Below are 24,791 nucleotides of genomic sequence, written 5' to 3'. Positions count from 1 at the left end.
TGGTCCGTCGGATGGGCCATCATGGAGGCCGTCAGTCGTGGGAGAGGACCGCCAGGCGGTCAACCGAAGGAGTGCCGTCATGAGCGACCTGAGCTCGTTGATCTGCGACCGGATCAGGGACGTTCCCGACTACCCCCAGGCGGGAGTCATGTTCAAGGACATCACCCCGCTGCTGGCCGACCCGGTGGCGTTCACGGCCGTGGTCGACGAACTGGCCGGCGCGTTCGACGTGGACAAGATCGTCGGGATCGAGGCGCGGGGCTTCATTCTGGCCGCTCCGGTGGCCTACCGGGCGGGGGCCGGATTCGTGCCCATCAGAAAAAAGGGCAAACTCCCCTCCGAAACCCTGGAGGAGTCCTACGATCTCGAGTACGGATCCGCGACCATCGAGGTGCACCGCGACGCCTTCGCCGAAGGCGACCGGGTGCTCATCGTCGATGACGTGCTCGCCACCGGCGGCACGGCGGAGGCCACCGTACAACTGGTGCGCAGGGCCGGTGCCGAGGTCGTCGGCGTCGCCGTACTGATGGAGCTGGCCTTTCTCAAGGGACGCGAGCGTCTCGCGGGAGTGGATTTGCGCTCCCTTGTGATCGTCTGAGCCCGCCCCGAGAGAGGCCAGGTTTGTCACCTGGATACACTGGGGGGCCTGGACTCGATAGTAAGGAGTCTGTGTGCCCCGTGATGTGGTCGTGCCCGACGTAACCGACGCTGGGAGTGCCGAGACGGCGCCCGGTGTCCCGGCGGTGCGTCGACGGCGATTTGGGGGTGGGGCCATGAATCCGGTGCTGGAGCCGCTGTTCAGGACGGTTCGCGCCACCCACCCCAAGGCCGACCTGCGCCTGATCGAGCACGCCTACGACGTCGCCGCCTACCATCACCGCGACCAGAAGCGGAAGAGCGGCGACCCGTACATCACCCACCCGCTGGCCGTGGCCACCATCCTGGCCGAGCTGGGCACCGACGACGAGACGCTGTGCGCGGCCCTGCTGCACGACACCGTCGAGGACACCGCCTACGGCCTCGACGAGCTGCGCGGCGACTTCGGCGAGACGATCGCCTCACTGGTCGACGGGGTCACCAAGCTCGACAAGGTCAAGTTCGGCGACGCCGCGCAGGCCGAGACCGTGCGCAAGATGGTCGTGGCGATGTCGCGCGACATCCGGGTGCTGATCATCAAGCTGGCCGACCGGCTGCACAACATGCGCACGATGCGTTACCTGCCCGAGCACAAGCGCCACCAGAAGTCCCGCGAGACCCTGGAGATCTTCGCCCCGCTGGCCCACCGCCTGGGCATGAACACCATCAAGTGGGAGCTCGAGGACCTCGCCTTCGCCATGCTCTACCCCAAGCGCTACGACGAGATCGCGCGCATGGTGTCGGAGCGGGCCCCGCGCAGGGACCTGTTCCTGCAGGAGGTCATCGAGAAGGTCTCCGGCGACCTGCGCGACGCCAAGATCCGCGCGCTGGTCAAGGGCCGGCCCAAGCACTACTACTCGGTCTACCAGAAGATGATCGCCAGGGACGTGGCCTTCGACGACATCTACGACCTGGTGGGCATCAGAGTCCTCGTCGACAGCGTGCGCGACTGCTACGCGGCCCTTGGGACGATCCACGCGCGCTGGAACCCGGTCCCCGGCCGGTTCAAGGACTACATCGCGATGCCCAAGTTCAACATGTACCAATCGCTGCACACCACGGTGATCGGTCCCGAGGGCAAGCCCGTCGAGCTGCAGATCCGCACGCACGCCATGCACCACAGGGCCGAATACGGCGTGGCCGCCCACTGGAAGTACAAAGAGGAGGTCGGCGCCCCGGGCCCCGCCGGCAAGGTCAAGCCGGGCAGCGACATGGCCTGGCTGCGCCAGCTCCTCGACTGGCAGAAGGAGACCTCCGACCCGGGCGAGTTCCTGGAATCGCTCCGCTTCGACCTGTCGGTCTCCGAGGTCTACGTCTTCACCCCGCGCGGCCAGGTGGTGGCGCTGCCGGAGGGGGCGACCCCGGTCGACTTCGCCTACGCGGTCCACACCGAGGTCGGTCACCGCTGCATCGGCGCCCGCGTGAACGGCCGCCTGGTGCCGCTGGAATCGCGGCTGGGCAACGGCGACACGGTCGAGATCTTCACCTCGAAGTCGCCCGACGCCGGTCCGTCACGCGACTGGCTCAAGTTCGTCAAGTCCGGCCGCGCCCGCAACAAGATCCGCCAGTGGTTCTCCAAGGAGCGCCGCGAGACCGCGATCGAGGCGGGCAAGGAGGCCATCGGCCGGGCCATGCGCAAGCAGGGGCTGCCGCTGCAACGCCTGATGTCCGGCGAGTCGCTGCTGGCCCTGGCCCGAGACCTGCGCTATCCCGACGTGTCCGCGCTCTACGCGGCCGTGGGGGAGGGGCACGTCGCCGCGCAGACGGTCGTGCAGAAGCTCGTGGCCTCCATCGGCGGCGTCGACAGCGCCGAGGAGGACATCGCCGAGACCTCGCTCCCGACGCGCCTGCGCGGCCGTCCCCGGGGCGGCGGCGCGGGCGTGGTCGTCGCGGGCGACTCCGATGTCTGGGTACGCCTGTCGAAGTGCTGCACCCCGGTGCCCGGCGACGAGATCGTCGGCTTCGTCACCCGGGGGCACGGCGTGTCCGTGCACCGCGCCGACTGCACCAACATCATGCAGCTCAAGTCGCAGCCCGACCGCCTGGTGGAGGTGAGCTGGTCGCCGGGCGACGACTCGGTCTTCCTGGTGGCCATCCAGGTCGAGGCCCTCGATCGGCCCCGCCTGCTGTCCGATGTCACCCGGACCCTGTCCGACCAGCACGTCAACATCCTCAGCGCCTCGGTGACCACGTCGCGGGACCGGGTGGCGGTCAGCAAGTTCACCTTCGAGATGGGCGATCCCAAGCATCTCGGTCATGTGCTGAAGGCCGTCCGCAACATCCAGGGCGTTTTCGACGTCTACCGGGTCAGCGGCGCGAGCACGTAGCCGGACCAGGAGATCAGGTGCCGGGCCGGCGGCTCAGGTGGGTGGAGAGATCGGGCAGGTTGACCACGATCGCGTCCTGCGTGCTGCGGGCGATGACGACCACGGCCTCCTGCTCCGGATCGGGATTTTCTTCGCGGTGCGGGACATAGGGCGGGACGAAGATATAGTCACCGGGCTTCGTCTCCAGCCGCGTCTCGCATGCGTCCTGGGGGTCGAGGAACACGAACGACGGTGTGCCGCTGACCACGTAGATGGCCGTCTCCGACTCCCCGTGGTGGTGATCGGCCGAGCGCGTCGACGGGGCGACGTGGGTCTGGCCCATCCACAGCTTGCCGGACCCGGCCGTACGCCCGCTGACGGCGGCCAGGCGGTGCATGCCGGAGCTCTGGGCGGTCTCGGACGTCAGATCGCCTGAGGCGATGTGGCGCAGCCGCTGGTGGAACGGGTCCCCATCGGCCCGGTAGCCCTCCCACAGGCGCCCTCCGGCCTGCTCCAGCACGCTTCCTGCCGTGGCGGCCAGGCGTACCGGATCGTCGTGGGCGGACAGCAGTTCGTCGGCGAGCGCGGCGTCGTACGCGCGCAGCTCGCGCAGCAGCCATTTGCCCGAGCCGTGCCAGCGGCCCGCGGACGTCAGCGCCAGCCGGGCCGACTCCTCGACGACCTGCCAGCGGATGAACGCCAGCTCGCCCGGGTCCGTCGCGCCCGCCAGGTCGTCGAGCAGGTCCGACAGGACGTAGCGGGCCCGGTCCAGCATCCGGGGCGCGGCGGGGGCGGGACCGGCGGAGAGGCGTTCGCGCATGACCGCCTGGACCTCGGCGGCGCGGCCCGCCCGGTCGGTGAGCACCACGCCCTCGGCGCACAGGCGCGGCAGGGTCGGCCAGCGGGCGGCCAGATCGCGGTCGGCCCAGCCGGTCAGGCTCAGCTCGGTGTGCACCAGCAGGTCGACCGGCCACTCATGCCACCGCAGCGACTCGCGGTAGGGCACGGCCAGGCCGTCCAGCACCACGACCACGTCGAGATCGGACCGGCTCGTGCGGTGGCCGGTCAGCGCGCTGCCGCCCAGGAAGGCGTAGAGCGCGTCCGGGAACAGCTCGGCGACCAGGGCGCGCGCGGCGGGCACAGGTTCCATGCCCAACACCTTAGAACTCCCCGAGCCGGCCGGGCACCCCGAACACGGGGCATCCCCGACGCCGGACAGCCCCAACGCAGGACATGCCGGGCGCCGGGTACGCAGGCGACCCCCTTCGCCTGCGGATCGGCGCGAACCTCAGTGGATCGGCCCTCAGTGGATCTTCGCGAACCTCAGCTGAACTCGGCCAGCGTCCGCTCGGCCTCCTCCAGCCACGAGCGGCGGGCCGTGATGGCCTCCTCGGCCTCCTTCACGTCCTTGGCGCGTCCGGCCGCCTGAGCCTTGGCCAGGCGCTTCTCCAGCTGCTCGATCGAGGTGCGCAGCTGGTCGACCGTGCTCTGGGCGCGGGCCCTGGCCTCGGGGTTGGACCGCTTCCACTCGGCGTCCTCGGCCTTGCGCACGGCGTCGTCCACCTTGCGCAGGCCGCCTTCGAGGCGGTCGCGCTGCTCGCGCGGCACCGGACCGGCCGCCTCCCAGCGCTCCAGGATGTGGCGCAGCGCCGCCCTGGCCGTGCGGACGTCGGTGACCGGAAGGATCTTCTCGGCCTCCGTCAGCAACACCTCCTTGAGCTCGGCGTTGGCCGCCAGGGACGCGTCGCGCTCGGCGAACACCGCCGAGCGGGCCTGGAAGAACAGGTCCTGGGCGCCCTTGAAGCGCGCCCACAGCTCGTCCTCGGCCTCCCGCGACGCCCGGCCCGCGCTCTTCCAGCGCTGCATCAGGTCGCGGTAGACGGCCGCCGTCGTGCCCCAGTCGGTCGAGTCGGCGATCGCCTCCGCCTCGGCGACGATGCGCTCCTTCTCCGCGCGTACGCCCTCACGCTGCTCGTCGAGCCCCGCGAAGTACTGCTTGCGCCGCTTGGCGAAGGCGGTGCGGGCGGCCGACAGCCGCTTCCACAGCGCCGCCTCGGTGACGCGGTCGATGCGGTCGGCCGCCTTCCACTCCTCGACCAGCTGGCGCAGCCGCTCACCGCCCGACTTCCAGTGGGTGGTCTCGTCGGCGATGCGCTCGGCCTCGTCGACGATGCGTTCCTTGACCGTCCTGGCCTCGGCGCGCGCGTGCTCGCGCGCGGCCTTGACCTCCTCGCGCCGCTGCGCGACCGCCTCCGTCAGGCCGTCGAGACGGGCCGTCAGCGCGGCGAGGTCGCCGATGGCGTGCGCGTCGGCGACCGCTTCGCGGAGCTTGACGATGCTGGCCTCGGCCTGCGCCGGGGCCAGGTCGGTGCCTTTCAGCCGCTGCTCCAGCAGCGTGACCTGGCCGGCCAGCTCGTCGTACTTGCGATGGAAGTAGGCCAGCGCCTCGTCCGGTTCACCGGCCTGCCAGGACCCGACGGCTCGCTCTCCCTCAGCCGTACGCACGTAGACGGTGCCGTCGTCGTCTACCCGGCCCCACGGGTCGGTGCTCACCGTGTCCTCCCGCACTATCCATCAGACCCTTCGGGACTACTGTCCCTAGTTTGTATTACGTCAGCTCTTGCCAGAGAATGTCACGCTTTTGATTTCGACGGTTTCCTTAGGTGCGCCCGTACCATCCTGCATGGGAGTGATGACACCTGCTTTGTTCACCTTGTCTAGGATGTCCAGACCCTTGGTGATGGTACCCACCGGTGTGTAATCCGGGGTGAGTCCGAGGTCGCCGAAGACCAGGAAGAACTGGCTTCCGGTGCTGCCCGGCGCCTGCGTCTTGGCCATCGCCATCACGCCGCGCTTGTAGGTGGCGCCCTTGAGGTTCTCCTCGGCCATGACGTAGCCGGGGCCGCCCGCGCCGTCCGACTCGCCCTTGCCGTCGGCCTTGGCCTGCGGGTCTCCGCACTGCAGCATCGGGAACTGGGCGCTGCCGAGCCGGTGGCACTTGCTGCCGTCGTAGAACTTCTTCTCCGCCAGGTAGGCCAGCGAGTTGACCGTGCACGGCGCCTTGGCGTTGTCGAGCTGCACCTCGATGTCGCCCAGGTTGGTGTTGAGCGTCATCGTCTTGGTCGCCGGCTTGAGTTTCACCTTCTTCGGCGGCAGCCCGACGTCCTTGACCACGCCGCCGCCCTTTTCGGCGACGTAGTCGCAGGTGCCGGTCTTGGCGTCGAACGGCTTGGGCCCGGCGGCGGCCGAAGCCGAGGCCGTGGGCGCCGCCGTGTCCTGGGCGGAGGTCGAAGGCTGCGCCGTCGCGGCGGCGTCGGTCTTCGAGTCATCGCCGCCGCCCAGCAACGCGACCGCCGCCACGATGCCCCCCACCACGACGACCACGCCTACCGTGGAGCCGATGATCGCCGTGCGCTTGGCGCGCTGCTCGCGTTCGAGACGGCGTGCCAGCTGCCGCTCGTGGTGCTCGCGTGCCAGCTGTTTCTGCCGGTCCTTCCCCGTGGCCACCGCTTTGCCTCCCATAGTCAATCAACTGAGGTGGGCGAATCGTATCGGCCAACGGGTAATGATTCGCAGCCCGGCGACCCGCACCGGTACCCTTCGGTTACATTCCCATTGGCTTTTTTGACGAGATCAGCTGAGGCAGATGCTCATCGCAGGCTTCCCCGCAGGGGCCTTCCAGACCAATTGTTACGTCGTCGCGCCCGCAGCGGGCGAGGAGTGCGTGATCGTCGATCCAGGTCAGGACGCGGTCGACGGGGTCGAGGAACTGCTGAGAGAACACCGGCTCAAGCCGGTGGCGGTGCTGCTCACCCACGGACACCTCGACCACGTCTGGTCGGTGGCCCCGGTCTGCGGCGCGCGCGACGTGCCCGCCTGGATCCATCCCGACGATCGCCACCTGCTGAGCGATCCGGCCGCGGGCTGGTCGCCGTCGAGCTCGGCGATGTTCGGTGGCATCACGCTGAGCGAGCCCGACGACGTGCGGGAGCTGTCCGACGGCGCCGTGCTGCCGCTGGCCGGGCTGGAGCTCGTGGTCGACCACACCCCCGGCCATACCAGGGGGTCGGTGAGCTTCCGGCTGCCCGATGACGACATCCTGTTCTCGGGTGACCTGCTGTTCGCCGGCTCCATCGGCCGCACCGACCTGCCGGGCGGCGACTACCCGACGATCCTGCGCAGCCTGGCCGGCAAGTGCCTGCCGCTGCCTGACGATACGGTCGTCCTGCCGGGCCACGGACCACAGACCACGATCGGCCACGAGCGCGCCACCAATCCATATCTGAAGGAAGCCGCGCCGCACGCCGGTCCCACACGAGGCATCTAACAGGGATCTCATGAGTTTCCAAGCGCCAAAGGGCACCTTCGACTGGCTGCCGCCCCGCTCCGAGCAGGTCCTCGCCGTGCGCGAGGCACTCGTCGCGCCCGCGCGGCTAGCCGGCTACGGCTACATCGAGACGCCGGTGTTCGAGGACACCCAGCTGTTCGCCAGGGGCGTGGGTGAGTCGACCGACATCGTGTCCAAGGAGATGTACACCTTTCCCGACAAGGCGGGCCGCTCCCTGACGCTGCGTCCAGAGGGCACCGCGTCGGTCGTACGCGCCGTCCTGCAGCACGGTCTGCACAACGGCCAGCTCCCGGTCAAGCTGTGGTACTCCGGCAGTCAGTTCCGCTACGAACGCTCCCAGAAGGGCCGCTACCGTCACTTCTGGCAGGTCGGCGCCGAGGCGCTCGGCTCCGAGGATCCCGCGCTCGACGCCGAGATCATCGTGCTGGGCGCCCAGGGCTTCGCCGCGCTCGGCCTGACGGGCGTCCGGCTGCTGATCAACTCGCTGGGCGACAAGACCTGCCGGCCGGCCTACCGGGCCGCGCTGCAGGAGTTCCTGCGCGGGCTCGACCTCGACGCCGACACCAGGGCCCGGATCGAGATCAATCCGTTGCGGGTGCTAGACGACAAGCGGCCCGAGGTGCAGGCGCAGCTGACCGGCGCGCCCCTGGTCGTCGACCACCTGTGCGCCGCCTGCAAGTCCTACCACGAGGAGGTCCGCGGGCTGCTGAGCGCCGCGGGCGTGGCCTACGAGGACGATCCGCGGCTGGTGCGCGGGCTCGACTACTACACGCGCACCACGTTCGAGTTCGTGCACGACGGGCTCGGCTCGCAGTCCGCGGTCGGCGGCGGCGGACGCTACGACGGGCTGAGCGAGATGCTCGGCGGGCCGCCCCTGCCCAGCGTCGGCTGGGCGCTGGGCGTCGATCGCACGTTCCTCGCCATGGAGGCCGAGGGGTTGATCGGCGAGAGCGCACCGGGACGCGTCCAGGTGTACGGTGTCCCGCTGGGTGACGAAGCCCGCCGCCGGATGTTCCTGCTCGTGACCGAGCTGCGCCAGGCGGGCGTCAGCGCCGACCTTGCTTACGGCGGCAAGGGGCTCAAGGGCGCGATGAAGGGCGCCGATCGCTCGGGTGCCCGGTTCGCGCTGATCCTGGGCGAGCGTGACCTGGCCGCGCAGGCCGTACAACTGAAGGACCTGACCACCGCTGAGCAGACCGAGGTGCCGCTGGCCCAGGTCGTCGATGTCTTGAAGGGGAAAGTGCAGTGATGCGCACGCATACCGCCGGGTCGCTCCGAGAGGAGCACGCCGGGCAGCAGGTGACGCTGGCAGGATGGGTGGCCAGGCGCCGTGATCACGGCGGTGTGGTCTTCATCGACCTGCGCGATGCCTCCGGCTCGGCGCAGGTGGTCTTCCGCGAGGAGGACCACGCCCACGACCTGCGCGCCGAATACTGCGTGCAGGTGGTCGGCCAGGTCCGGGTCAGGCCGGAGGGCAACGAGAACCCCGAGCTGCCCACCGGTGCGATCGAGGTCGTCGCCGAGCGGGTCGAGGTGCTCAGCGAGTCCGCGCCGCTGCCCTTCCCGATCGAGGGCAGCGCGGGCGTCTCCGAGGAGGCCCGCCTCAAATACCGCTATCTCGACATTCGCCGCCCGCAGGTGGCCAATGCCCTGCGGGTTCGCTCGAAGGCCACCTACCTGGCCAACGAGGTCATGCACGAGCTCGGCTTCGTCTACGTCGAGACGCCGACGCTGACCAGGTCCACGCCTGAGGGCGCGCGCGACTTCCTGGTGCCGGTCCGGCTCCAGCCGGGCAACTGGTACGCGCTGCCGCAGTCGCCGCAGCTGTTCAAGCAGCTGCTCCAGGTGGGCGGGCTCGAGCGCTACTACCAGCTCGCCAAGTGCTACCGCGACGAGGACCTGCGGGCCGACCGGCAGCCGGAGTTCACCCAGATCGATGTCGAGATGTCGTTCGTCGACCAGGAAGACGTCATCGCGGTCGGCGAGAAGCTCATCGGCCGCGTGTGGCGGGAGACGGTCGGCCACGAGATCCCGACGCCGCTGCCCCGCATGACCTACGCCGACGCGATGGCCCGCTACGGCTCCGACAAGCCCGACCTGCGCTTCGGCCAGGAGCTCGTCGAGATGACCGACTACTTCGCCGGCACCTCCTTCCGCGTGTTCCAGGCCGACTACGTGGGCGCGGTCGTCATGCCGGGCGGCGGCTCGCAGACCCGCAAGGAGCTCGACGGCTGGCAGGACTGGGCGCGCTCGCGCGGCGCCAAGGGCCTGGCGTACGTGCTCGTCCAGGAGGACGGCACGCTCGGCGGCCCGGTGGCGAAGAACCTCTCAGAAGAGGAAATTTCCGGACTCGCGGCGAAGGTTGGCGCCCAGCCGGGCGACGCGGTCTTCTTCGCGGCCGGCGCGCGCAACGCGGCGCGCGACCTGCTCGGCGCGGCCCGGCTGGAGATCGGCCGCCGCTGTGGCCTCATCGACGAGTCGCTGTGGTCGTTCCTGTGGGTCGTCGACGCGCCCATGTTCGAGGAGGACGGCGAGGGCGGCTGGACGGCCGTGCACCACCCGTTCACCGGCCCCAAGCCCGAATGGGCGGACAACTTCCAGGACCACCCCGGCGAGGCCCTGGCCTACGCCTACGACATGGTCTGCAACGGCATGGAGATCGGCGGCGGCTCCATCCGTATCCACCGGGCGGAGATGCAGCAGCGGGTCTTCGATGTGCTGGGCATCTCCAAGGAGGAGGCCGAGAACAAGTTCGGCTTCCTGCTGGAGGCGTTCAAGTACGGCCCGCCCCCGCACGGAGGCATCGCCTACGGCTGGGACCGCATCTGCATGCTGCTGTCCGGCGGTGAGTCGATCCGCGACGTGATCGCCTTCCCGAAGACCGCCTCGGGCTTCGACCCGCTCACCGGCGCGCCCACGCCCATCACGGTGGACCAGCGCAAGGAGGCGGGCGTCGACGCCAAGCCCAAGAACGAAGGCTGACCGACGACGAAAGAGGGCGCCCCGCCTCTCCGGTTCAGGAGAGGCGGGGCGCCCTCTTCGTGTCCGGCTAGCGGAGCGTGACCTTCTCGATGATGATCGGGTTCTTCGGGGCGGTCGAGCCGCCGTCGCCGACGATGTCCTGGTCGTTGACGATGACGCCGTCCTTGGCGACCTTCTCAATGATCTCCAGGCCCGAGCGGACCATGCCGAGCACCGAGTACTGGCCCTCGATCTGCGAGTTCTCGTCCGACAGTGAGATGGCGAACTGGCTGCTGTTCTGCCCGGCCGCGTCCTGCGGCTGGGTGAGGAACACCACGCCGCGGGTGTACGGAATCGCGCCGACGGCCTCGTCCTGGTAGACGTAGCCCGCCGTGCCCTGGCCGTCCGTCGGGTTCTTGCCGTCGGCCTTGGCCTTGGGGTCGCCGCACTGCAGCAGGAACAGCCCCGCCGTCTCCGGCGTCACCAGGCGGTGGCACTTGGTGTTGTTGTAGAAGTTCTTCTTGGCCAGGAAGTCCATCGAGTTGACCGAGCAGGGGGTGGCGGCCGGGTCGACGTCGATGACGATCTTGCCGTGGTTGGTGAAGACGGTCATCGTCTTCAGCTTCATGTTAGGGTGGCTGCCCGGCAGGCCCACGTACTTCATCGGTACGTCCGAGGTGTCCCGCTTGTAGGTGCAGGATATCTTGCCGGTCTTCTTCGGTATCGAGGACAGCGACGGCGTCGGCGAGGGTGCGGCGCTGGGCGGCGTGGAGGCCGACGGAGTGCTCTCGGCCGAGACCTTCTTGCCCGCGTCATCCTTGTTGACCAGCGTGGTCGCGGCGAAGATGCCGCCCGCCACCACGACCACGGCCAAGCCCGCGCCGATGAAGACGTTCCGCTTCCCCTTGGCGCTGTCCGCCGCCGCGCGCTGCTCCTGCCGCTCCTTGTGTTCCCGAGCCAACTGGCTCTGGCGGTCGTCCTCGCCGCTCACCGGTATGTCCTCCACTTTTGCCAGTACATGACCAAACAACTCCGGGAATGCTACCGGCCCTGCGATGTGCCGGACGTAAGAGGAGGAAACCACTCGTAGTGACGGGATGGACCGCGAACCATATCGTGTCGCCATTCGTAGTTGAAATGAGAACTAGGAGTGCAGACATGTTCGACGAGATCTTCGGCTTGCCCGCCCATCCGCTGATCATCCACTTCGCCGTGGTGCTGACCCCGCTCCTCGCGGCCGCCTCTGTGGCGTACACGATCCTGCACCGCTGGCGGCCGCTGCTGGCCTGGGCGGTGGTACTGCTCTCCCTGGGGGCGCCTGTGGCCGTCTTCGCGGCCAAGGAGAGCGGCGAGAGCCTCAAGGCGTCCCGCTTCGCCTCGGTCGACGGCACCCTGGGCCAGCGGATCGAGACCCATGAGAGCTTCGCCAACCCATTGCTCCTGTCGACGGCCGGCCTCGGAGTCGCCGCGTTGCTGCTCGTCTACGCCACGAGCCCGAGTCGCGGCTCGCTCGGCGACAGGTTCGGCCGCCCTGTCACCCTCGTGCTGTCCGGCGTGACGGTGCTGCTGGCCGTGGTGGTCGGCTACTTCGTCTTCCGGGCCGGTGACTCGGGCGCGAGAGCCGTCTGGGGTGCGTAGCCCGCTCCCTGGTGGTGGAAGAGCTGTCTGGGATGCCCGGGCCGCTCGCTTGTGGTGAAAGGGTTGTCTGTGATGCCTGGCCCGCTCCTTGGACCGAAGCCCGTGTGCCTGGTGGTGGACCGACGCCCGCTTGCCTGATGGTGGACCGTTGGACGCGGTCCACCCCGTAAACTCGCGTTGTGGAGAGTCTGTTCGATTCGGCGGCTGAGGAGGCCACACCCCAGCCCCTCGCGGTCCGGATGCGGCCGCGCACGCTCGACGAGGTGATCGGCCAGCGTCACCTGCTCGGCGCGGGCACCCCGCTGCGCAGGCTCGTCGAGAGCGAGGCGCCGATGTCGCTCTTCCTGTGGGGGCCGCCCGGCACCGGCAAGACGACGCTCGCCTACGTCGTCTCCAACGTCACCAAGCGGCGCTTCGTCGAGGTCTCCGCCGTCTCGGCCGGGGTCAAGGACGTACGCGCCGCCATCGACGTCGCCAAGCGCGAGCTGGGCATGAGCGGCCGGCAGACCGTGCTCTTCGTCGACGAGGTCCACCGCTTCAACAAGGCCCAGCAGGACGCCCTGCTGCCCGCCGTCGAGAACCGCTGGGTCACCTTCATCGGCGCCACCACCGAAAACCCCTTCTTCTCGGTCATCTCCCCTCTGCTGTCGCGCTCGTTGCTGCTCACGCTCGAGTCCCTGACCGACGACGACATCCGCGCGGTCCTGGAGCGGGCGGTGGCCGACGAACGCGGCCTCGGCGGCCGCGCCACCGTCGCCCCCGAGGCCGTCGACCATCTCGTACGCCTGGCCGGCGGCGACGCCCGCCGCTCCCTGACCTACCTCGAAGCCGCCGCGCTGCTGTCCGACGACATCACGGTCGAGGTCGTGGAGAAGGCCGTCGACAAGGCGGCCGTACGCTACGACCGGCAGGGCGACCAGCACTACGACGTCATCAGCGCCTTCATCAAGTCGATGCGCGGCTCCGACGCCGACGCCGCGCTCCACTACCTGGCCCGCATGATCGAGGCGGGCGAGGACCCGCGCTTCATCGCCCGCCGCATCGTCATCTTCGCCTCGGAGGACGTCGGCCTGGCCGACCCGACCTGCCTGCAGACCGCGGTCGCCGCGGCCCAGGCCGTGCAGCTCATCGGCCTGCCGGAGGGCCAGATCAACCTGGCCCACGCGGTCCTCCACTGCGCGCTGGCGCCCAAGTCCAACGCCGTCGTGAAGGCCATCGGAGCGGCGATCGGCGACGTACGCCGCGGCCTGATCGGCCAGGTGCCCGGCCACCTGCGCGACGCCCACTATCCGGGCGCCGCCAAGCTGGGCCACGGCGACGGCTACAAATACCCGCACGACTTCGACCACGGGCTGGTCCGCCAGGACTACGCGCCCGAGCAGGTGCGCGGCAAGCGCTACTACGAGCCCACCAAGCACGGCGGGGAGGGCGTGCTGGCCGAGCGGTGGGCTCGGATACGTGACTTCCTGCGGGGCTCTTGACGGTCGCTTGGCGGGCTCCGGGGCGGGCCGTTGACGGGTTTCTGGCGGGCTCTAGACGAACTTCTGGCCGTCCGGCACGGGCCGGGGTTCGGCTGGTCGGCCTCGGGGTCGGTGTCGCTCGCGGGCCGGTCCGTTCGAGCGGGGAAACGGGGGCCGCCGACGTGGCGGCCTGATGGAGCCGGGCGTCACCAGTAATCTGGGCCGTCGAACGCGATAGGGTTCTTGCCGTTCCGGCCCAGCGTACGAGGGAGATGAGCGGATGCTTACCGCTGGAGAGGTCGCCGGGCTGATCGCCGCCACGGGCTGGATCGTCTTGGTCTGCGTGCTCGTCATGGTGCTGGTCAAGCTCACCCGGCTGATCACCGCGACCAGCAGGGCGGTGGCCGACCTGAGCGCCCGCATGGCGCCGCTGCTCGACGACATGAGCCTGACGGTCAACGAGACCAACCGGCAGCTGGTGGCCGTCGAGGCCATCGCCAAGGACGTCAAGCAGGTGAGCTCCCACGCCGCCAAGCTCAGCGCCGTCACCCAGACCGTCTTCACCGGACCGCTGATCAAGGTCTCCTCCATCGGCTACGGTGTACGCAGGGCCATCGAGGTCCGCAGGCCGCGCAAGGCGGGCCGAGGGCGATGATCAGACGGCTGTTCTACCTGTCGCTCGGCGCGCTGCTGACCCTCTGGGTGATGCGCAGGCTGCAGGCGCTCCACCCCAACCACGTGGCCCGCAGGACCGTCGGCGGCGCCGCGAGCATGCTCGGACGGGTGAGAGACTTTACTTCTGACGCGCTCGGCGAGGCCGCGGAGCGCGAAATCGAGTTGCGGGCCCGTTTCGGGCTCGACAACCCTGAAAGCAACGACTAACGCAAAGGATGGCCACCATGGAGTCGGCAGAGATCGCGCGCCGCTTCCTACGCTTCTTCGAGGAGCGTGGGCACAAGGTAGTGCCCTCGGCCAGCCTGATCGCTGAGGACCCGACGCTTCTCCTGGTCAACGCGGGTATGGTGCCCTTCAAGCCGTACTTCCTGGGGCAGCGCAAGCCTCCGGCGGACCGGCTGGCCACCGCGCAGAAATGCGTGCGCACCCCCGACATCGACGAGGTCGGCAAGACCACCCGGCACGCGACGTTCTTCCAGATGCTGGGCAACTTCTCCATCGGCGACTACTTCAAGGCCGAAGTGATCCCGTTCGCCTGGGAGCTGCTGACCAAGCCGGAGTCCGAGGGCGGCTTCGGCTTCCCCCCCGACCGCCTGTGGGCGACCGTCTACCTCGACGACGACGAGGCGCTCGACATCTGGCACAACAAGGTCGGGCTGCCCCTCGAGCGCATCCAGCGCCGCGGCCTCGAAGACAACTACTGGCACATGGGCGTGCCGGGCCCCGGCGGACCGTGCTCGGAGATCTACTACGACCGCGGCGCCGAATACGGCCGCGAGGGCGGCCCCATCGCCGACGAGAACCGCTACCTCGAAGTCTGGAACCTCGTCTTCATGCAGGACCAGCTCGGCGAGGTCCGTAGCAAGGTCGACTTCGACATCGTCGGCGAGCTGCCCGCCAAGAACATCGACACCGGCATGGGCCTGGAGCGCATGGCGGCGATCCTGCAGGGCGTCGACAACATCTACGAGATCGACACCACCTACAAGATCCTCGACAAGGCCGCCGAGCTCACCAAGACCCGCTACGGCCGTGACCACCGCTCCGACGTCAGCCTGCGAGTGATCGCCGACCACGTCCGCACCGGCACCATGCTGGTCGCCGACGGCGTCATGCCCGGCAACGAGGGCCGCGGCTACGTGCTGCGCCGCATCCTGCGCCGCTCGGTCCGCAACCTGCGCCTGCTCGGCTCCGGCGACGAGCGCTACATGCACGCGCTGACCGAGGTCGCGATCGAGGTCATGGGCGAGCAATATCCGCAGCTGAAGGCGGACGCGCCGCAGATCCACGGGGTCATCGACGCCGAGGAGGCGTCCTTCCTCGGCACGCTGCGCACCGGCACCGCCATGTTCGACGTCACGGTGGAGGAGACCAAGCGCAAGTCCGGCTCGATGCTCTCCGGCGAGCAGGCGTTCCAGCTGCACGACACCTACGGCTTCCCGATCGACCTCACGCTCGAAATGGCGTCCGAGCACGGGCTCCAGGTCGACGAAGAGGGCTTCCGCCGCCTGATGAAGGAGCAGCGCGACCGCGCCAAGGCCGACGCGGCGGCGAAGAAGACCGGCAACGCCGACATCTCCGTCTTCGGGCAGCTGCTGGAGAAGGCGGGCCGGGTCGAGTTCCTCGGCTACGACCAGACCGAGGCCGACACGAGCATCGTCGGCATCCTGGTCGACGGCGGCGCGGTCCCCGCGGCGGGCGCGGGCACCGACGTGGAGATCGTGCTCTCCCGCACCCCCTTCTACGCCGAGGGCGGCGGCCAGCTCGCCGACCAGGGCGTGATCCGCACCGGCGGCGCCGAGGTGGAGATTCGCGACGTGCAGACGCCGCTCGCGGGCCTCGTCGTGCACCGCGGCCGGATCCGCAAGGGCGAGCTCAAGGTCGGCGACGAGGCCCAGGCGGAGATCGACATCGAGCGGCGCCGCGCGATCTCGCGCAGCCACAGCGCCACCCACCTCGTCCACCGCGGCTTCAAGAACGCGCTGGGTGAGACGGCGGCGCAGGCCGGCTCGGAAAACTCGCCCGGCCGCTTCCGCTTCGACTTCACCGCGGCGGGCGCGGTGCCGCCGAGCGTGCTGCGCGACGTCGAGGACGAGGTCAACGCGGTCCTCGTCAACGACCTCAAGGTCAACGCCTTCTACACCTCCCAGACGGAGGCCAGGGCGATGGGCGCGCTGGCGATGTTCGGCGAGAAGTACGGCGACGAGGTCCGCGTCGTGGAGATCGGCGACTACTCGCGCGAGCTCTGCGGCGGCACCCACGTGCACAGCTCCGGCCAGCTCGGCCTGGTCAAGGTGCTCGGCGAGCAGTCGGTCGGCGCCGGTGTGCGCCGTGTCGAGGCGCTCGTCGGCATCGACGCCTTCCGCTTCCTGGCGCGCGAGAGCGTGCTGGTCGCCCAGCTCACCGAGCAGCTCAAGGCGCGCCGCGAGGAGCTGCCCGAGCGCGTCGAGGGCATCGTCACCCGCCTGCGCACCGCCGAGAAGGAGCTGGAGCGGCTTCGGTCCGCGCAGGTGCTCCAAGTGGCGGGCGAGCTGGCGGCGCAGGCTCGTGACCTGGGCGGAGTCTTCGTGGTGACGCACCGCGCGCCTGACGGCACCGGAGCCGATGACCTGCGTAAGCTCGCGCTTGATGTGCGTGGCAGATTCCCGGCCGACCGACCGGCGGTCATCGTGATCGCGGGTGTCCCCTCCGACCGGCCCGTGGTCGTTGCCGCGGTCAACGAGGCGGGACGTGAGCGTCAGCTCAAGGCCGGGCGACTGGTCGGCGTCGCCGCCAAGGCGCTTGGGGGTGGCGGTGGCGGCAAGGACGATGTCGCGCAAGGCGGCGGCACACGACCGGAGGCGGTCGGCGACGCGCTGCGACTGGTCGAGCAGGCCATCGCGGAGCAGCTCGGCTGACATGCGGTTCGGTTCACGTATCGGCGTGGACGTCGGGTCCGTACGCATCGGAGTGGCCCGCAGTGACCCCTCGGGCCTGCTGGCCACTCCGGTGGAGACCGTCAGGCGAGGCCAGGGCGACCTCGACCGCATCGCGGCGATCACCGACGAACATTCGGCGATCGAGGTCGTGGTCGGGCTGCCCACCTCGCTGTCGGGCCGCGAAGGGCAGGCCGCCGCGCTGGCCCGCGAATTCGCCACAGCGCTGGCCCGGCGACTGGCGCCCACGCCCGTCCGCCTCTTCGACGAACGGCTGACCACGGTCGCGGCGCAGCAGGGACTACGGGCCAGCGGCGTGCGGGCCAAGAAGCAGCGCGCGGTCGTGGACCAGGCGGCGGCGGTCGTGCTGCTGCAGGACGCGCTCGACGTCGAGAGAGCCACGGACAGACCACCCGGCAGGCCCGTCGATCCGCCCTCCGGGGCGGACGGCGGACCCGCCTCATGACCGGGCGTCTCACCGGGGGCGGCGGGGAACGGGCGGGGGTGGCCGCATGAGCGGGCCACCTCCGGACGAGGATGACGACCTGATCCCGTTCGTCCCGGAACCCTTCTTCCCGTCCTCGGACACAGCACCGTCTTCGGACGCCGATGTGCCCTCGGATACCGAAGCGCTTTCGGACTCCGCGACACCCTCAGACACCGATATGTCCTCAGACGCCGATATGTCCTCGGGAACCGGCGTGTCCTCGGACTCCAACGGTCCCTTGGGGCCGGACGCGTCAGAGGCTCTGGACGTGCCGGTGACAGGGGAGTACGCAGCGGACGGACGAGAGTGCCGCGCGGACGACCTGGGCGCGACCGCCCCGGCGGACGGCGGGCGGCCTCCCGGTGGTGCTCCGTCTGATGGTGGCGCGCGCTCTGATGGCGCGCTGTCGGAGGGCGGGCGGCTTCCTGGTGGTGCGTCGTCGGAGGGTGGTGCGCCGTTCGACGGCGGCTTGTCCGACGGTGGGAGGCTCGCCGGTGGTGCTCCATCCGACGGTGGCTCGCCTTCTGATGGCGTTTTGTCGGACGGCGGCGGGGTTTCCGGTGATGCGTCGTCCGAGGGTGGGGCGCAGTCCGATGCCGCCTCGCCCGACGGCGGTGGGCCTTCCGACGGTGGCGCTCCATCCGACGATGGCGCGCCTTCCTACGGCGGGCGGCCTTCTGGTGGTGGCACGTCCCACAGCGGCGCGTCTTCTGACGGCCAGGTCTCCGATGGTGGCGTCGCTGGCACCGATCCGGGCGAATCACCGGGCGTCGGTGGCCTGGCAGCCGGGGCGGCCCGGGGCGGTGGCAGTGGCGCGTCTGAGGCCGGAGCCGGGACCGGGACCGGGGGCAGAGCCGGGACCGAGGGCGGCGGGGACGTTCGTGGGGTTCGGCGGCGCGAGAAGCGGTCGGCCGTGCGTACGGTGGCGCTGCTCGGCGTGGTGGTGTCGGCGTCGATCGCCGCGCTCGGCGTAGGCGTATATGTGGCGCTCAAGCCGTACCTGACCCCCGACGACTTCGAGGGCACCGGCGGCGGGCCCGTGACCGTGCGGATCCCGCCCGGTGCCAACGCGGGCGACGTCGGCGCGGTGCTGGCCGAGGCCGGGGTGGTGGCCAGCGCGCGGTCGTTCGTGAACGTGGCCGAGGACCGTGCCGTGGCGGGACACCTGCGGCCGGGGCACTATCGGCTGCGCAAGGGCATGGCCGCGGGCGCCGCGCTCGACCTGCTGCTCGCGCCCGCCTCCAGGATGGTCAGGCGGGTCACCGTGCCCGAGGGCATGCGGGCGTCCGAGACGCTCGTCCGGCTGGCCGCGCAGTCCGGGCTGGCTCTCAAGGAGTTGCGGGCGGTTGACACGGCTCTCGTCGGGCTGCCCAAATACGCCAAGGGGCTCGAAGGGTTCCTGTTCCCGGCGACGTACGAGGTCGAGCCCGGGGACAAGGCCGTCGACCTGCTGACCGCGATGGTGGAACGGTTCGGCGCGGCGGCGAAGCAGGTGGAGCTGGTGAAGAAGGCCCCGCACGTGCATCTGAGCCCGCTGGAGGCCGTCACGGTGGCCAGCATGATCCAGGCCGAGGGCGGCAGGGACGAGGACTATCCCAAGATCGCCAGAGTGATCTACAACAGGCTCAAGCGCGACATGCGGCTCCAGATCGACAGCACCGTCCTGTACGCCCTGGGCAAGCGGACCCTGAAGGTCACCGAGAGCGACACCAAGGTCCAATCGCCGTACAACACCTACCGGCACACCGGACTGCCGCCGGGGCCCATCGCCAATCCCGGAGAGAAGGCGCTGATAGCGGCCTTGCATCCGGCGAGCGGTGATTGGCGCTGGTTTGTGACGACGGATCCGGCGCATAGAATCACCAAATTCACCGACAAAGAGAGCGAGTTCGTGAGATACCGGGAAGAGTTGCACCGAAACCTCGGGACGAAATGATGCTTGCCGGGACCCCCCACTTCCCGCGAGGGATCTTCGAAATCCCCGAGCGGAGCCCCCGGGAGGGGGCCCGCGCGCTCTCCTTGTCCTCTAGCATGGCTACCCAGAGTGATATTCGCCGGTCGTGGGTGCACGGCCGGCGAACCCCCCGCTCGGTGACCCCCAACGGTTCGGCAGTGCCACTTGACGCCGGGCCGTACGTACCGGGAGATTGGCCTGCGCACCTATGAACGATCTCGACATGGATTTCCTGCTCGGCGCCGAGGACGACGAAGGCTCCTCCCGGCGCCGCGGCCGAGCTAACGGCAAAGGCGGCAGCCGCAGACGTCGCAGGCGCCGTAACCGAGGCGGCTTCATCGCACCGCTGCTGGCCTTCATCGTCCTGGCGGGCATCCTCGGCGGCGGCGGCTACTTCGGCTATCAGTGGATCAGCGGCGCTCTGGTGCCCGACGACTTCACCGGCCAGGGCAAGGGCGACGTGACCATCGAGATCAAGGACGGCCAGACCGCCTCCGACGTGGCGGTGGAGCTGGAGCGGCAGGGGGTCGTCGCCAGCGCCAGGGCGTTCACCAACGCGATCGCCAACGCCAACAAGAGCGGCGCGCTCCAGCCGGGCCAATACACCCTGCGCAAGGGGATGTCCGCCGCCAACGCGGTGACGATGCTCGGCTCGGCCAACAAGCTGATCGTCAGGATCCCGTTCGAGGAGGGGCTGCGCCTTTCCGACGTCCTCGCCCGGCTCGCCGACAAGACCGGCAAGCCGCTGAAGGACTTCGCCGCCGCCGCCAAGGACACCAGCGAGATGGAGTTGCCGTCCTACGCGAAGGGCAGGCTGGAGGGCTACGCCTTCCCCGCCACGTACGAGTTCCAGCCGAAGGCCACGCCGGCCGACATGCTGTCGCAGATGGTCGAACGGTTCAACCAGGCGGCGGAGAAGGCCGACCTCGTGGGCGGCGCCAAGGCCCTGCGGCGCACGCCCGCCGAGATCATCACGATCGCCAGCATCATCCAGGCCGAGGCCGGCCGGCACGAGGACATGCCGAAGATCGCCCGCGTCATCTACAACCGGCTCGACCATGAGCCGGAGATGCAGCTGAAGATGGACAGCACGGTGATGTACGCGACGAACAAGAAGGGCACGTCCGCGACGCACGCGCAGCTGCAGAGCACCTCCAAGTACAACACCTACAAATACTTGGGTCTCCCGCCCGGCCCCATCTCCAACCCGGGCGACGCGGCGATCGAGGCGGCTCTCAACCCGGCCAAGGGTCCCTGGCTCTACTTCGTCGCCACCGACCCCAAGAGCCACATCACCAAGTTCGCCGTCACGGACGCGGAATTCCAGGTATTGCTCAACGAATACCGCCGAAACGGTGGCTGACGCCGCCGGGTAAACGGCGGAAGCCGGCCACGCCACCGGTCTCACCGTCTCGTAATGGCGCCCGGCCATGTGCGGGCTCAGCGGCCGTCTCCCTGGAGGCCCTGAGCCCTGTACGGCGACTGGGGTCGGCTGGGCATGCCGTACCGCAGACAGGGATGCCGTACGAAGGCGGCCGTACAGGCGGCAAACGGCACGGGCGGCATGCCGCTTTCGTGCGACATGCCGCACCAAAGCGGGCATGCCGTACGGACGGGCATGCCGTACAAAAGCGGCTGCATAGAAGACAAGCCACGAAAAACAGCAGGCAGTAAGGCATGGAGAGGAGAACCGCGTGCGGGCAGGGGTGCTGGGGTCGCCGATCGCGCATTCGCTGTCGCCCTACCTGCATCGGGCGGCCTATCAGGCGATGGGGCTCGACGGGTGGAGCTACGAGGCCCGCGAGTGTGACGAGGCCCGGCTGCCCGGGCTGTTGCGGGAGCTCAGGCCGCGCCGCGGAGAGGTGCCGGGGGACGAGGGGGCCTGGGCGGGGCTGTCGCTGACCATGCCGCTCAAGCGGGCCGTGCTGCCGCTGCTCGACACCGTCTCCGACCTGGCCGTCGAGGTGGGCGGAGCCAATACCGTGGTGTTCCGCGACGGCGCGAGCCATGGGGACAACACCGACGTCTACGGCATCGAGCGGGCGCTGGCCGAGGCGGGGGTGCCGGCGCCGAGGTCGGCGACCGTGCTGGGCGGTGGCGCCACCGCCGCTTCGACGCTGGCCGCGCTGCGCAACCTGGGGCTGCACTCCGCGACCCTGCTGGTACGCGATCCCGCCAGGGCGGGGGACACGGCCGGGGTGGCCGAGCGGCTCGGGATGGCGCTGGCGATCGAGACGTTCGACAAGCTCGATGTCTCGACGCGGGTGGATCTGGTGGTGTCCACGCTGCCGAGCGGGGCGGCCGACGCCTTCGCGGCGCGGCTGGCGCGGGTTCCGGCGCTCTTCGACGTGGTCTACTCGCCCTGGCCGACCAGCGCGGCGGCGGCCGTCCAGGCTGGGCGCGGCACCGTGGTCGGCGGGTTCGGGATGCTGCTGCACCAGGCGGTACGGCAGGTGGAGCTGATGACGGGCCGGACGGATGTGCCGGTGGAGGCCATGCGCGCGGCCGGCGAGGCGGAGATCCTCAGACGGTCGGCCAGTCGAACGGGTTGATCAAGCGAGCGGCCAGGATCAACCAGGCGGTGTCGAGAACGTAGCTCACTTGATGCCCTCGAGGTCGACATCCCGCATCATGCCGCTCTTGTCGCGGGTGAGGTCGAGCGCGCTCAGGTCGGGCCCCGAGCGTCCTACGGCTGCCACTTGCTCTCTTCGAGATCGGTCACATGCCCTCCTTCTGGCTAATTTTCTGGACAGAATTTACCGCTCAGACCCCTGGCCAGCGGGGATGATTCGAAGAAGTCTCGTTGTTGTGGTAGCGTAGCTCACTGATCGGTCCGGCATGCCTTGCTGGACGCGCAAGCGGAGGTCTCCCTCCCACCTGAGTCGCCGAGAGGCGGCCGGGTCCAGGATCACGCCGGACTTACTCCGGGGAGCTTACGGCCACGATGCCAAAGAGCTCAGTGGCCCCGCATGCGCGACGTGCGGGGCTTTTCGCGTTTGCGCGGAGTTCCTCGGCACCGAGCACGTACGGGAACGCAAACCTAGGAGGCCCCATCAGCACTGAGCCCCGCATCAACGAGCGTATCCGAGTTCCCGAGGTTCGCCTCGTGGGCCCGAACGGCGAGCAGGTAGGCATCGTCTCCATTCACGATGCCCTCAAGCTCGCTCAGGAGGCCGACCTCGACCTCGTCGAGGTCGCGGCCACGGCTCGACCGCCCGTGTGCAAGCTCATGGACTACGGCAAATTCAAGTACGAGTCCGCGATGAAGGCGCGCGAGGCGCGCAAGAATCAGGCGCACACGATCATCAAGGAGATCAAGCTCCGGCCGAAGATCGACCCGCACGACTACGAGACCAAGAAGGGTCACGTGGTGCGGTTCCTCAAGGCGGGAGACAAGGTCAAAGTCACGATCATGTTCCGTGGTCGCGAGCAGTCCCGGCCGGAGCTCGGCTTCCGGCTGCTGCAGCGGCTCGCGGACGACGTCCAGGAGTTGGGATTCGTCGAGTCCCACGCCAAGCAGGACGGTCGTAACATGATCATGGTGATCGGTCCGCACAAGAAGAAGGCCGAGGCAAAGGCCGAAAAGGCCGCAGCCAAGGCACAGCGTGGCGGCGAGGAGCCTTCCGAGCTGGAGACTTCCGAGCAGGAAGCTCCCATACAGGAAGCGTGACCCGCGGTTGGGGTTAGCCTTAACAGCACACCCCGACAGCCACCCCGCCAGACGAAGACGCCGCGACCGGGTCGGCCAGCACCGGCCCGGCCACCGGCACGGACGAATTGAGGAGAGACGGCGAATGCCGAAGATGAAGACGCACAGCGGTGCGAAGAAGCGGTTCCGGCTCACCGGCACCGGCAAGGTCGTGCGCCGCCGGGCCAATCGCGCGCACTACAACGAGTGGAAGTCGTCCACGCTGACGCGCCGTCTCAAGAACGAAGTCGTCCTGTCCGACGCTGACTCCAAGAAAATCAAGAAGCTGCTCGCCAAGTAGCGCGACCCCCGGGGAGATAGAACATGGCACGCGTGAAGCGGGCGCTCAACGCCAAGAAGAAGCGCAAGGTCGTTCTCGAGCGGGCTTCCGGTTACCGTGGCCAGCGGTCACGTCTGTACCGCAAGGCCAAGGAGCAGATGCTCCACTCGATGACGTACGCCTATCGGGACCGCAAGGACCGTAAGGGTGCGTTCCGTCGTCTGTGGATCCAGCGGATCAACGCCGCTGCCCGCCAGAACGGCATGACGTACAACCGTCTGATCCAGGGTCTGCGGCTGGCCAACATCGAGGTCGACCGTAAGATCCTCGCTGACCTCGCGGTCAACGACAGCCAGACCTTCGCCACGCTCGTCGAGGCCGCCAAGAAGGCGCTGCCGGCGAACGTGAACGCCCCGGCCGCGAGCTGAGGCGCTTGACAAAGGAGCCCGGCGAGGCTCTAGCCGAGGGCCCACCTGATGGTGGGCCCTTTGCTGTGTGCACAGGAGCCGCGACCGCTGCGCGCGTGGGCACGACTGCTGTGTGTACGGGTACGACCGCTGTACGCGCGGGCGCCACGACCGGGCACGCGGCCGGTGCGACCGGCCGTACAGATCATCAGGGGAGAGCATGGCCGGATCCGAGCTGACCAACGTGAAGTCGCCGCGCGTGAAGGCCGCCAGACGGCTCGCCAAGCGCGCCTTCAGGGAGCAGGACCGCAAGTTCCTGGCCGAGGGGCCCCAGGCCGTACGCGAGGCGCTCAAGCTCGAAGGGGTGACGCTGGAGCTGTTCGCCACCGCCGAAGCCGAGCTGCGCCACCCCGAGCTGATCACCGACGCGACGCTCAAGGGCATCCCGATCCACCGGGCCAGCGGCGAGGTCATGGCCGAGCTCTCCCAGACCGTCACCCCGCAGGGGCTGCTGGCCGTCTGCCGGCTGGTGCACGTGCCGCTCGACGAAGCCCTGTCGGGCGACCCGCGCCTGGTCGCGGTCCTGGCGCACGTGCGCGACCCCGGCAACGCGGGCACCGTCATGCGCGCCGCCGACGCCGCGGGCGCCGACTCCGTGATCCTCACCGACGCCTCCGTCGACCCGTACAACGGCAAGTGTGTACGCGCCAGCGCGGGCAGCTTGTTCCACCTGCCCGTCACCATCGGTACTCCGGTGGCAGGGGCCGTGCGTCAACTCAGAGAGCGCGGACTTCGCGTGCTGGCGGCCGACGGCGCGGGCAAGCACACGCTCGACGACGTCGACCTGTCGGGCCCCACCGCGTGGATCTTCGGAAATGAGGCATGGGGTCTGCCCGAGGAGGTTCTCGCCGAAGCCGACGATGTGGTCAGAGTGCCCATCTACGGACAGGCCGAAAGCCTCAACCTGGCCACCGCGGCCGCGGTATGCCTTTACTCCTCCGCCAGGGCTCAGCGAGTGCCCTAGGCGGCTGGAAAC

22 protein-coding genes are annotated in these 24,791 nt (G+C 69.3%); 18 read left to right on the top strand and 4 right to left on the bottom strand.

Annotation, left to right across the window (positions count from 1 at the left end):
* Window positions 1-79: 79 nt before the first annotated feature.
* Together AB0C30_RS44495 and AB0C30_RS44490 are read left to right on the top strand one after the other, a co-directional pair.
* Window positions 80-598, top strand: coding sequence for an adenine phosphoribosyltransferase (locus AB0C30_RS44495; protein ID WP_357955560.1), 519 nt, complete (start codon window positions 80-82; stop codon window positions 596-598).
* A 175-nt stretch (window positions 599-773) separates the two neighbouring features.
* Entirely contained in the window at window positions 774-2,963 is a 2,190-nt protein-coding gene (locus AB0C30_RS44490) for a bifunctional (p)ppGpp synthetase/guanosine-3',5'-bis(diphosphate) 3'-pyrophosphohydrolase (RefSeq protein ID WP_357955558.1), read from the top strand.
* A gap of 13 nt (window positions 2,964-2,976) precedes the next feature.
* Here AB0C30_RS44490 and AB0C30_RS44485 read toward each other — a convergent pair whose 3' ends face one another.
* From AB0C30_RS44485 to AB0C30_RS44475, 3 genes are all read right to left on the bottom strand, one after another.
* Window positions 2,977-4,092 (bottom strand): cupin domain-containing protein, encoded by a 1,116-nt coding sequence (locus AB0C30_RS44485; RefSeq protein WP_357955556.1) that lies wholly within the window; start codon window positions 4,090-4,092, stop codon window positions 2,977-2,979.
* Between the two features lie 173 nt (window positions 4,093-4,265).
* Window positions 4,266-5,495 carry a DUF349 domain-containing protein gene (locus AB0C30_RS44480; RefSeq protein ID WP_357955554.1) on the bottom strand — a complete coding sequence of 410 codons (1,230 nt, stop codon included), beginning with the start codon at window positions 5,493-5,495 and terminating at the stop codon, window positions 4,266-4,268.
* A 60-nt stretch (window positions 5,496-5,555) separates the two neighbouring features.
* The gene (locus AB0C30_RS44475; RefSeq protein ID WP_357955552.1) at window positions 5,556-6,449 is read right to left on the bottom strand and encodes a peptidylprolyl isomerase; all 894 of its coding nucleotides are present in this window, start codon (window positions 6,447-6,449) and stop codon (window positions 5,556-5,558) included.
* A 139-nt stretch (window positions 6,450-6,588) separates the two neighbouring features.
* On the opposite strand from AB0C30_RS44475, the gene AB0C30_RS44470 reads away from it, so the two are divergent.
* The 3 genes from AB0C30_RS44470 to aspS are packed head-to-tail and all read left to right on the top strand — an operon-like array spanning window position 6,589 to window position 10,272.
* Window positions 6,589-7,269 (top strand): MBL fold metallo-hydrolase, encoded by a 681-nt coding sequence (locus tag AB0C30_RS44470; protein WP_357955550.1) that lies wholly within the window; start codon window positions 6,589-6,591, stop codon window positions 7,267-7,269.
* A gap of 10 nt (window positions 7,270-7,279) precedes the next feature.
* Entirely contained in the window at window positions 7,280-8,539 is a 1,260-nt protein-coding gene (gene hisS / locus AB0C30_RS44465; RefSeq protein ID WP_357955548.1) for a histidine--tRNA ligase, read from the top strand.
* The gene (aspS, locus tag AB0C30_RS44460; RefSeq protein WP_357955546.1) at window positions 8,536-10,272 is read left to right on the top strand and encodes an aspartate--tRNA ligase; all 1,737 of its coding nucleotides are present in this window, start codon (window positions 8,536-8,538) and stop codon (window positions 10,270-10,272) included. The genes hisS and aspS overlap by 4 nt, the downstream gene beginning before the upstream one ends.
* 67 nt (window positions 10,273-10,339) lie before the next feature.
* Here aspS and AB0C30_RS44455 read toward each other — a convergent pair whose 3' ends face one another.
* Window positions 10,340-11,257, bottom strand: coding sequence for a peptidylprolyl isomerase (locus tag AB0C30_RS44455; RefSeq protein WP_357955544.1), 918 nt, complete (start codon window positions 11,255-11,257; stop codon window positions 10,340-10,342).
* A gap of 152 nt (window positions 11,258-11,409) precedes the next feature.
* Here AB0C30_RS44455 and AB0C30_RS44450 point away from each other — a divergent pair, with 152 nt between their 5' ends.
* The 13 genes from AB0C30_RS44450 to AB0C30_RS44390 all read left to right on the top strand — a co-directional run bounded on the left by AB0C30_RS44450 (window position 11,410) and on the right by AB0C30_RS44390 (window position 24,779).
* Window positions 11,410-11,889, top strand: a complete 480-nt coding sequence (locus AB0C30_RS44450; RefSeq protein WP_357955542.1) for a hypothetical protein — start codon at window positions 11,410-11,412, stop codon at window positions 11,887-11,889.
* A 179-nt stretch (window positions 11,890-12,068) separates the two neighbouring features.
* Complete coding sequence (locus AB0C30_RS44445; RefSeq protein WP_357955540.1) at window positions 12,069-13,370, top strand: replication-associated recombination protein A; 1,302 nt, start codon at window positions 12,069-12,071, stop codon at window positions 13,368-13,370.
* A gap of 259 nt (window positions 13,371-13,629) precedes the next feature.
* Entirely contained in the window at window positions 13,630-14,004 is a 375-nt protein-coding gene (locus tag AB0C30_RS44440) for a DUF948 domain-containing protein (protein ID WP_357955538.1), read from the top strand.
* The gene (locus AB0C30_RS44435) at window positions 14,001-14,231 is read left to right on the top strand and encodes a hypothetical protein (protein ID WP_225298225.1); all 231 of its coding nucleotides are present in this window, start codon (window positions 14,001-14,003) and stop codon (window positions 14,229-14,231) included. The genes AB0C30_RS44440 and AB0C30_RS44435 overlap by 4 nt, the downstream gene beginning before the upstream one ends.
* 17 nt (window positions 14,232-14,248) lie before the next feature.
* On the top strand, window positions 14,249-16,921 hold the full coding sequence (gene alaS / locus AB0C30_RS44430; RefSeq protein WP_357955536.1) for an alanine--tRNA ligase: 2,673 nt from the start codon (window positions 14,249-14,251) through the stop codon (window positions 16,919-16,921).
* Between the two features lies 1 nt (window position 16,922).
* Entirely contained in the window at window positions 16,923-17,405 is a 483-nt protein-coding gene (ruvX, locus tag AB0C30_RS44425) for a Holliday junction resolvase RuvX (protein ID WP_357955534.1), read from the top strand.
* A 934-nt stretch (window positions 17,406-18,339) separates the two neighbouring features.
* Entirely contained in the window at window positions 18,340-19,362 is a 1,023-nt protein-coding gene (gene mltG / locus AB0C30_RS44420; RefSeq protein WP_357955531.1) for an endolytic transglycosylase MltG, read from the top strand.
* Window positions 19,363-19,588: 226 nt separating this feature from the next.
* On the top strand, window positions 19,589-20,743 hold the full coding sequence (gene mltG, locus AB0C30_RS44415; protein ID WP_357955529.1) for an endolytic transglycosylase MltG: 1,155 nt from the start codon (window positions 19,589-19,591) through the stop codon (window positions 20,741-20,743).
* Between the two features lie 331 nt (window positions 20,744-21,074).
* Window positions 21,075-21,932 (top strand): shikimate dehydrogenase, encoded by an 858-nt coding sequence (locus AB0C30_RS44410; protein WP_357955528.1) that lies wholly within the window; start codon window positions 21,075-21,077, stop codon window positions 21,930-21,932.
* Window positions 21,933-22,432: 500 nt separating this feature from the next.
* Window positions 22,433-23,050 carry a translation initiation factor IF-3 gene (infC, locus tag AB0C30_RS44405; protein ID WP_357955860.1) on the top strand — a complete coding sequence of 206 codons (618 nt, stop codon included), beginning with the start codon at window positions 22,433-22,435 and terminating at the stop codon, window positions 23,048-23,050.
* 124 nt (window positions 23,051-23,174) lie between these two features.
* On the top strand, window positions 23,175-23,369 hold the full coding sequence (gene rpmI, locus AB0C30_RS44400; RefSeq protein WP_225298242.1) for a 50S ribosomal protein L35: 195 nt from the start codon (window positions 23,175-23,177) through the stop codon (window positions 23,367-23,369).
* A gap of 23 nt (window positions 23,370-23,392) precedes the next feature.
* Entirely contained in the window at window positions 23,393-23,776 is a 384-nt protein-coding gene (gene rplT / locus AB0C30_RS44395; RefSeq protein ID WP_219538506.1) for a 50S ribosomal protein L20, read from the top strand.
* A gap of 199 nt (window positions 23,777-23,975) precedes the next feature.
* On the top strand, window positions 23,976-24,779 hold the full coding sequence (locus AB0C30_RS44390; RefSeq protein ID WP_357955526.1) for an RNA methyltransferase: 804 nt from the start codon (window positions 23,976-23,978) through the stop codon (window positions 24,777-24,779).
* Window positions 24,780-24,791 lie beyond the last annotated feature (12 nt).

It is taken from the genome of Nonomuraea sp. NPDC048901, from assembly GCF_040649695.1.
Lineage (GTDB): Bacteria > Actinomycetota > Actinomycetes > Streptosporangiales > Streptosporangiaceae > Nonomuraea.
Note: the sequence above shows the minus strand (reverse complement) of the source record. Positions and strands in the feature narration are given on the sequence as shown.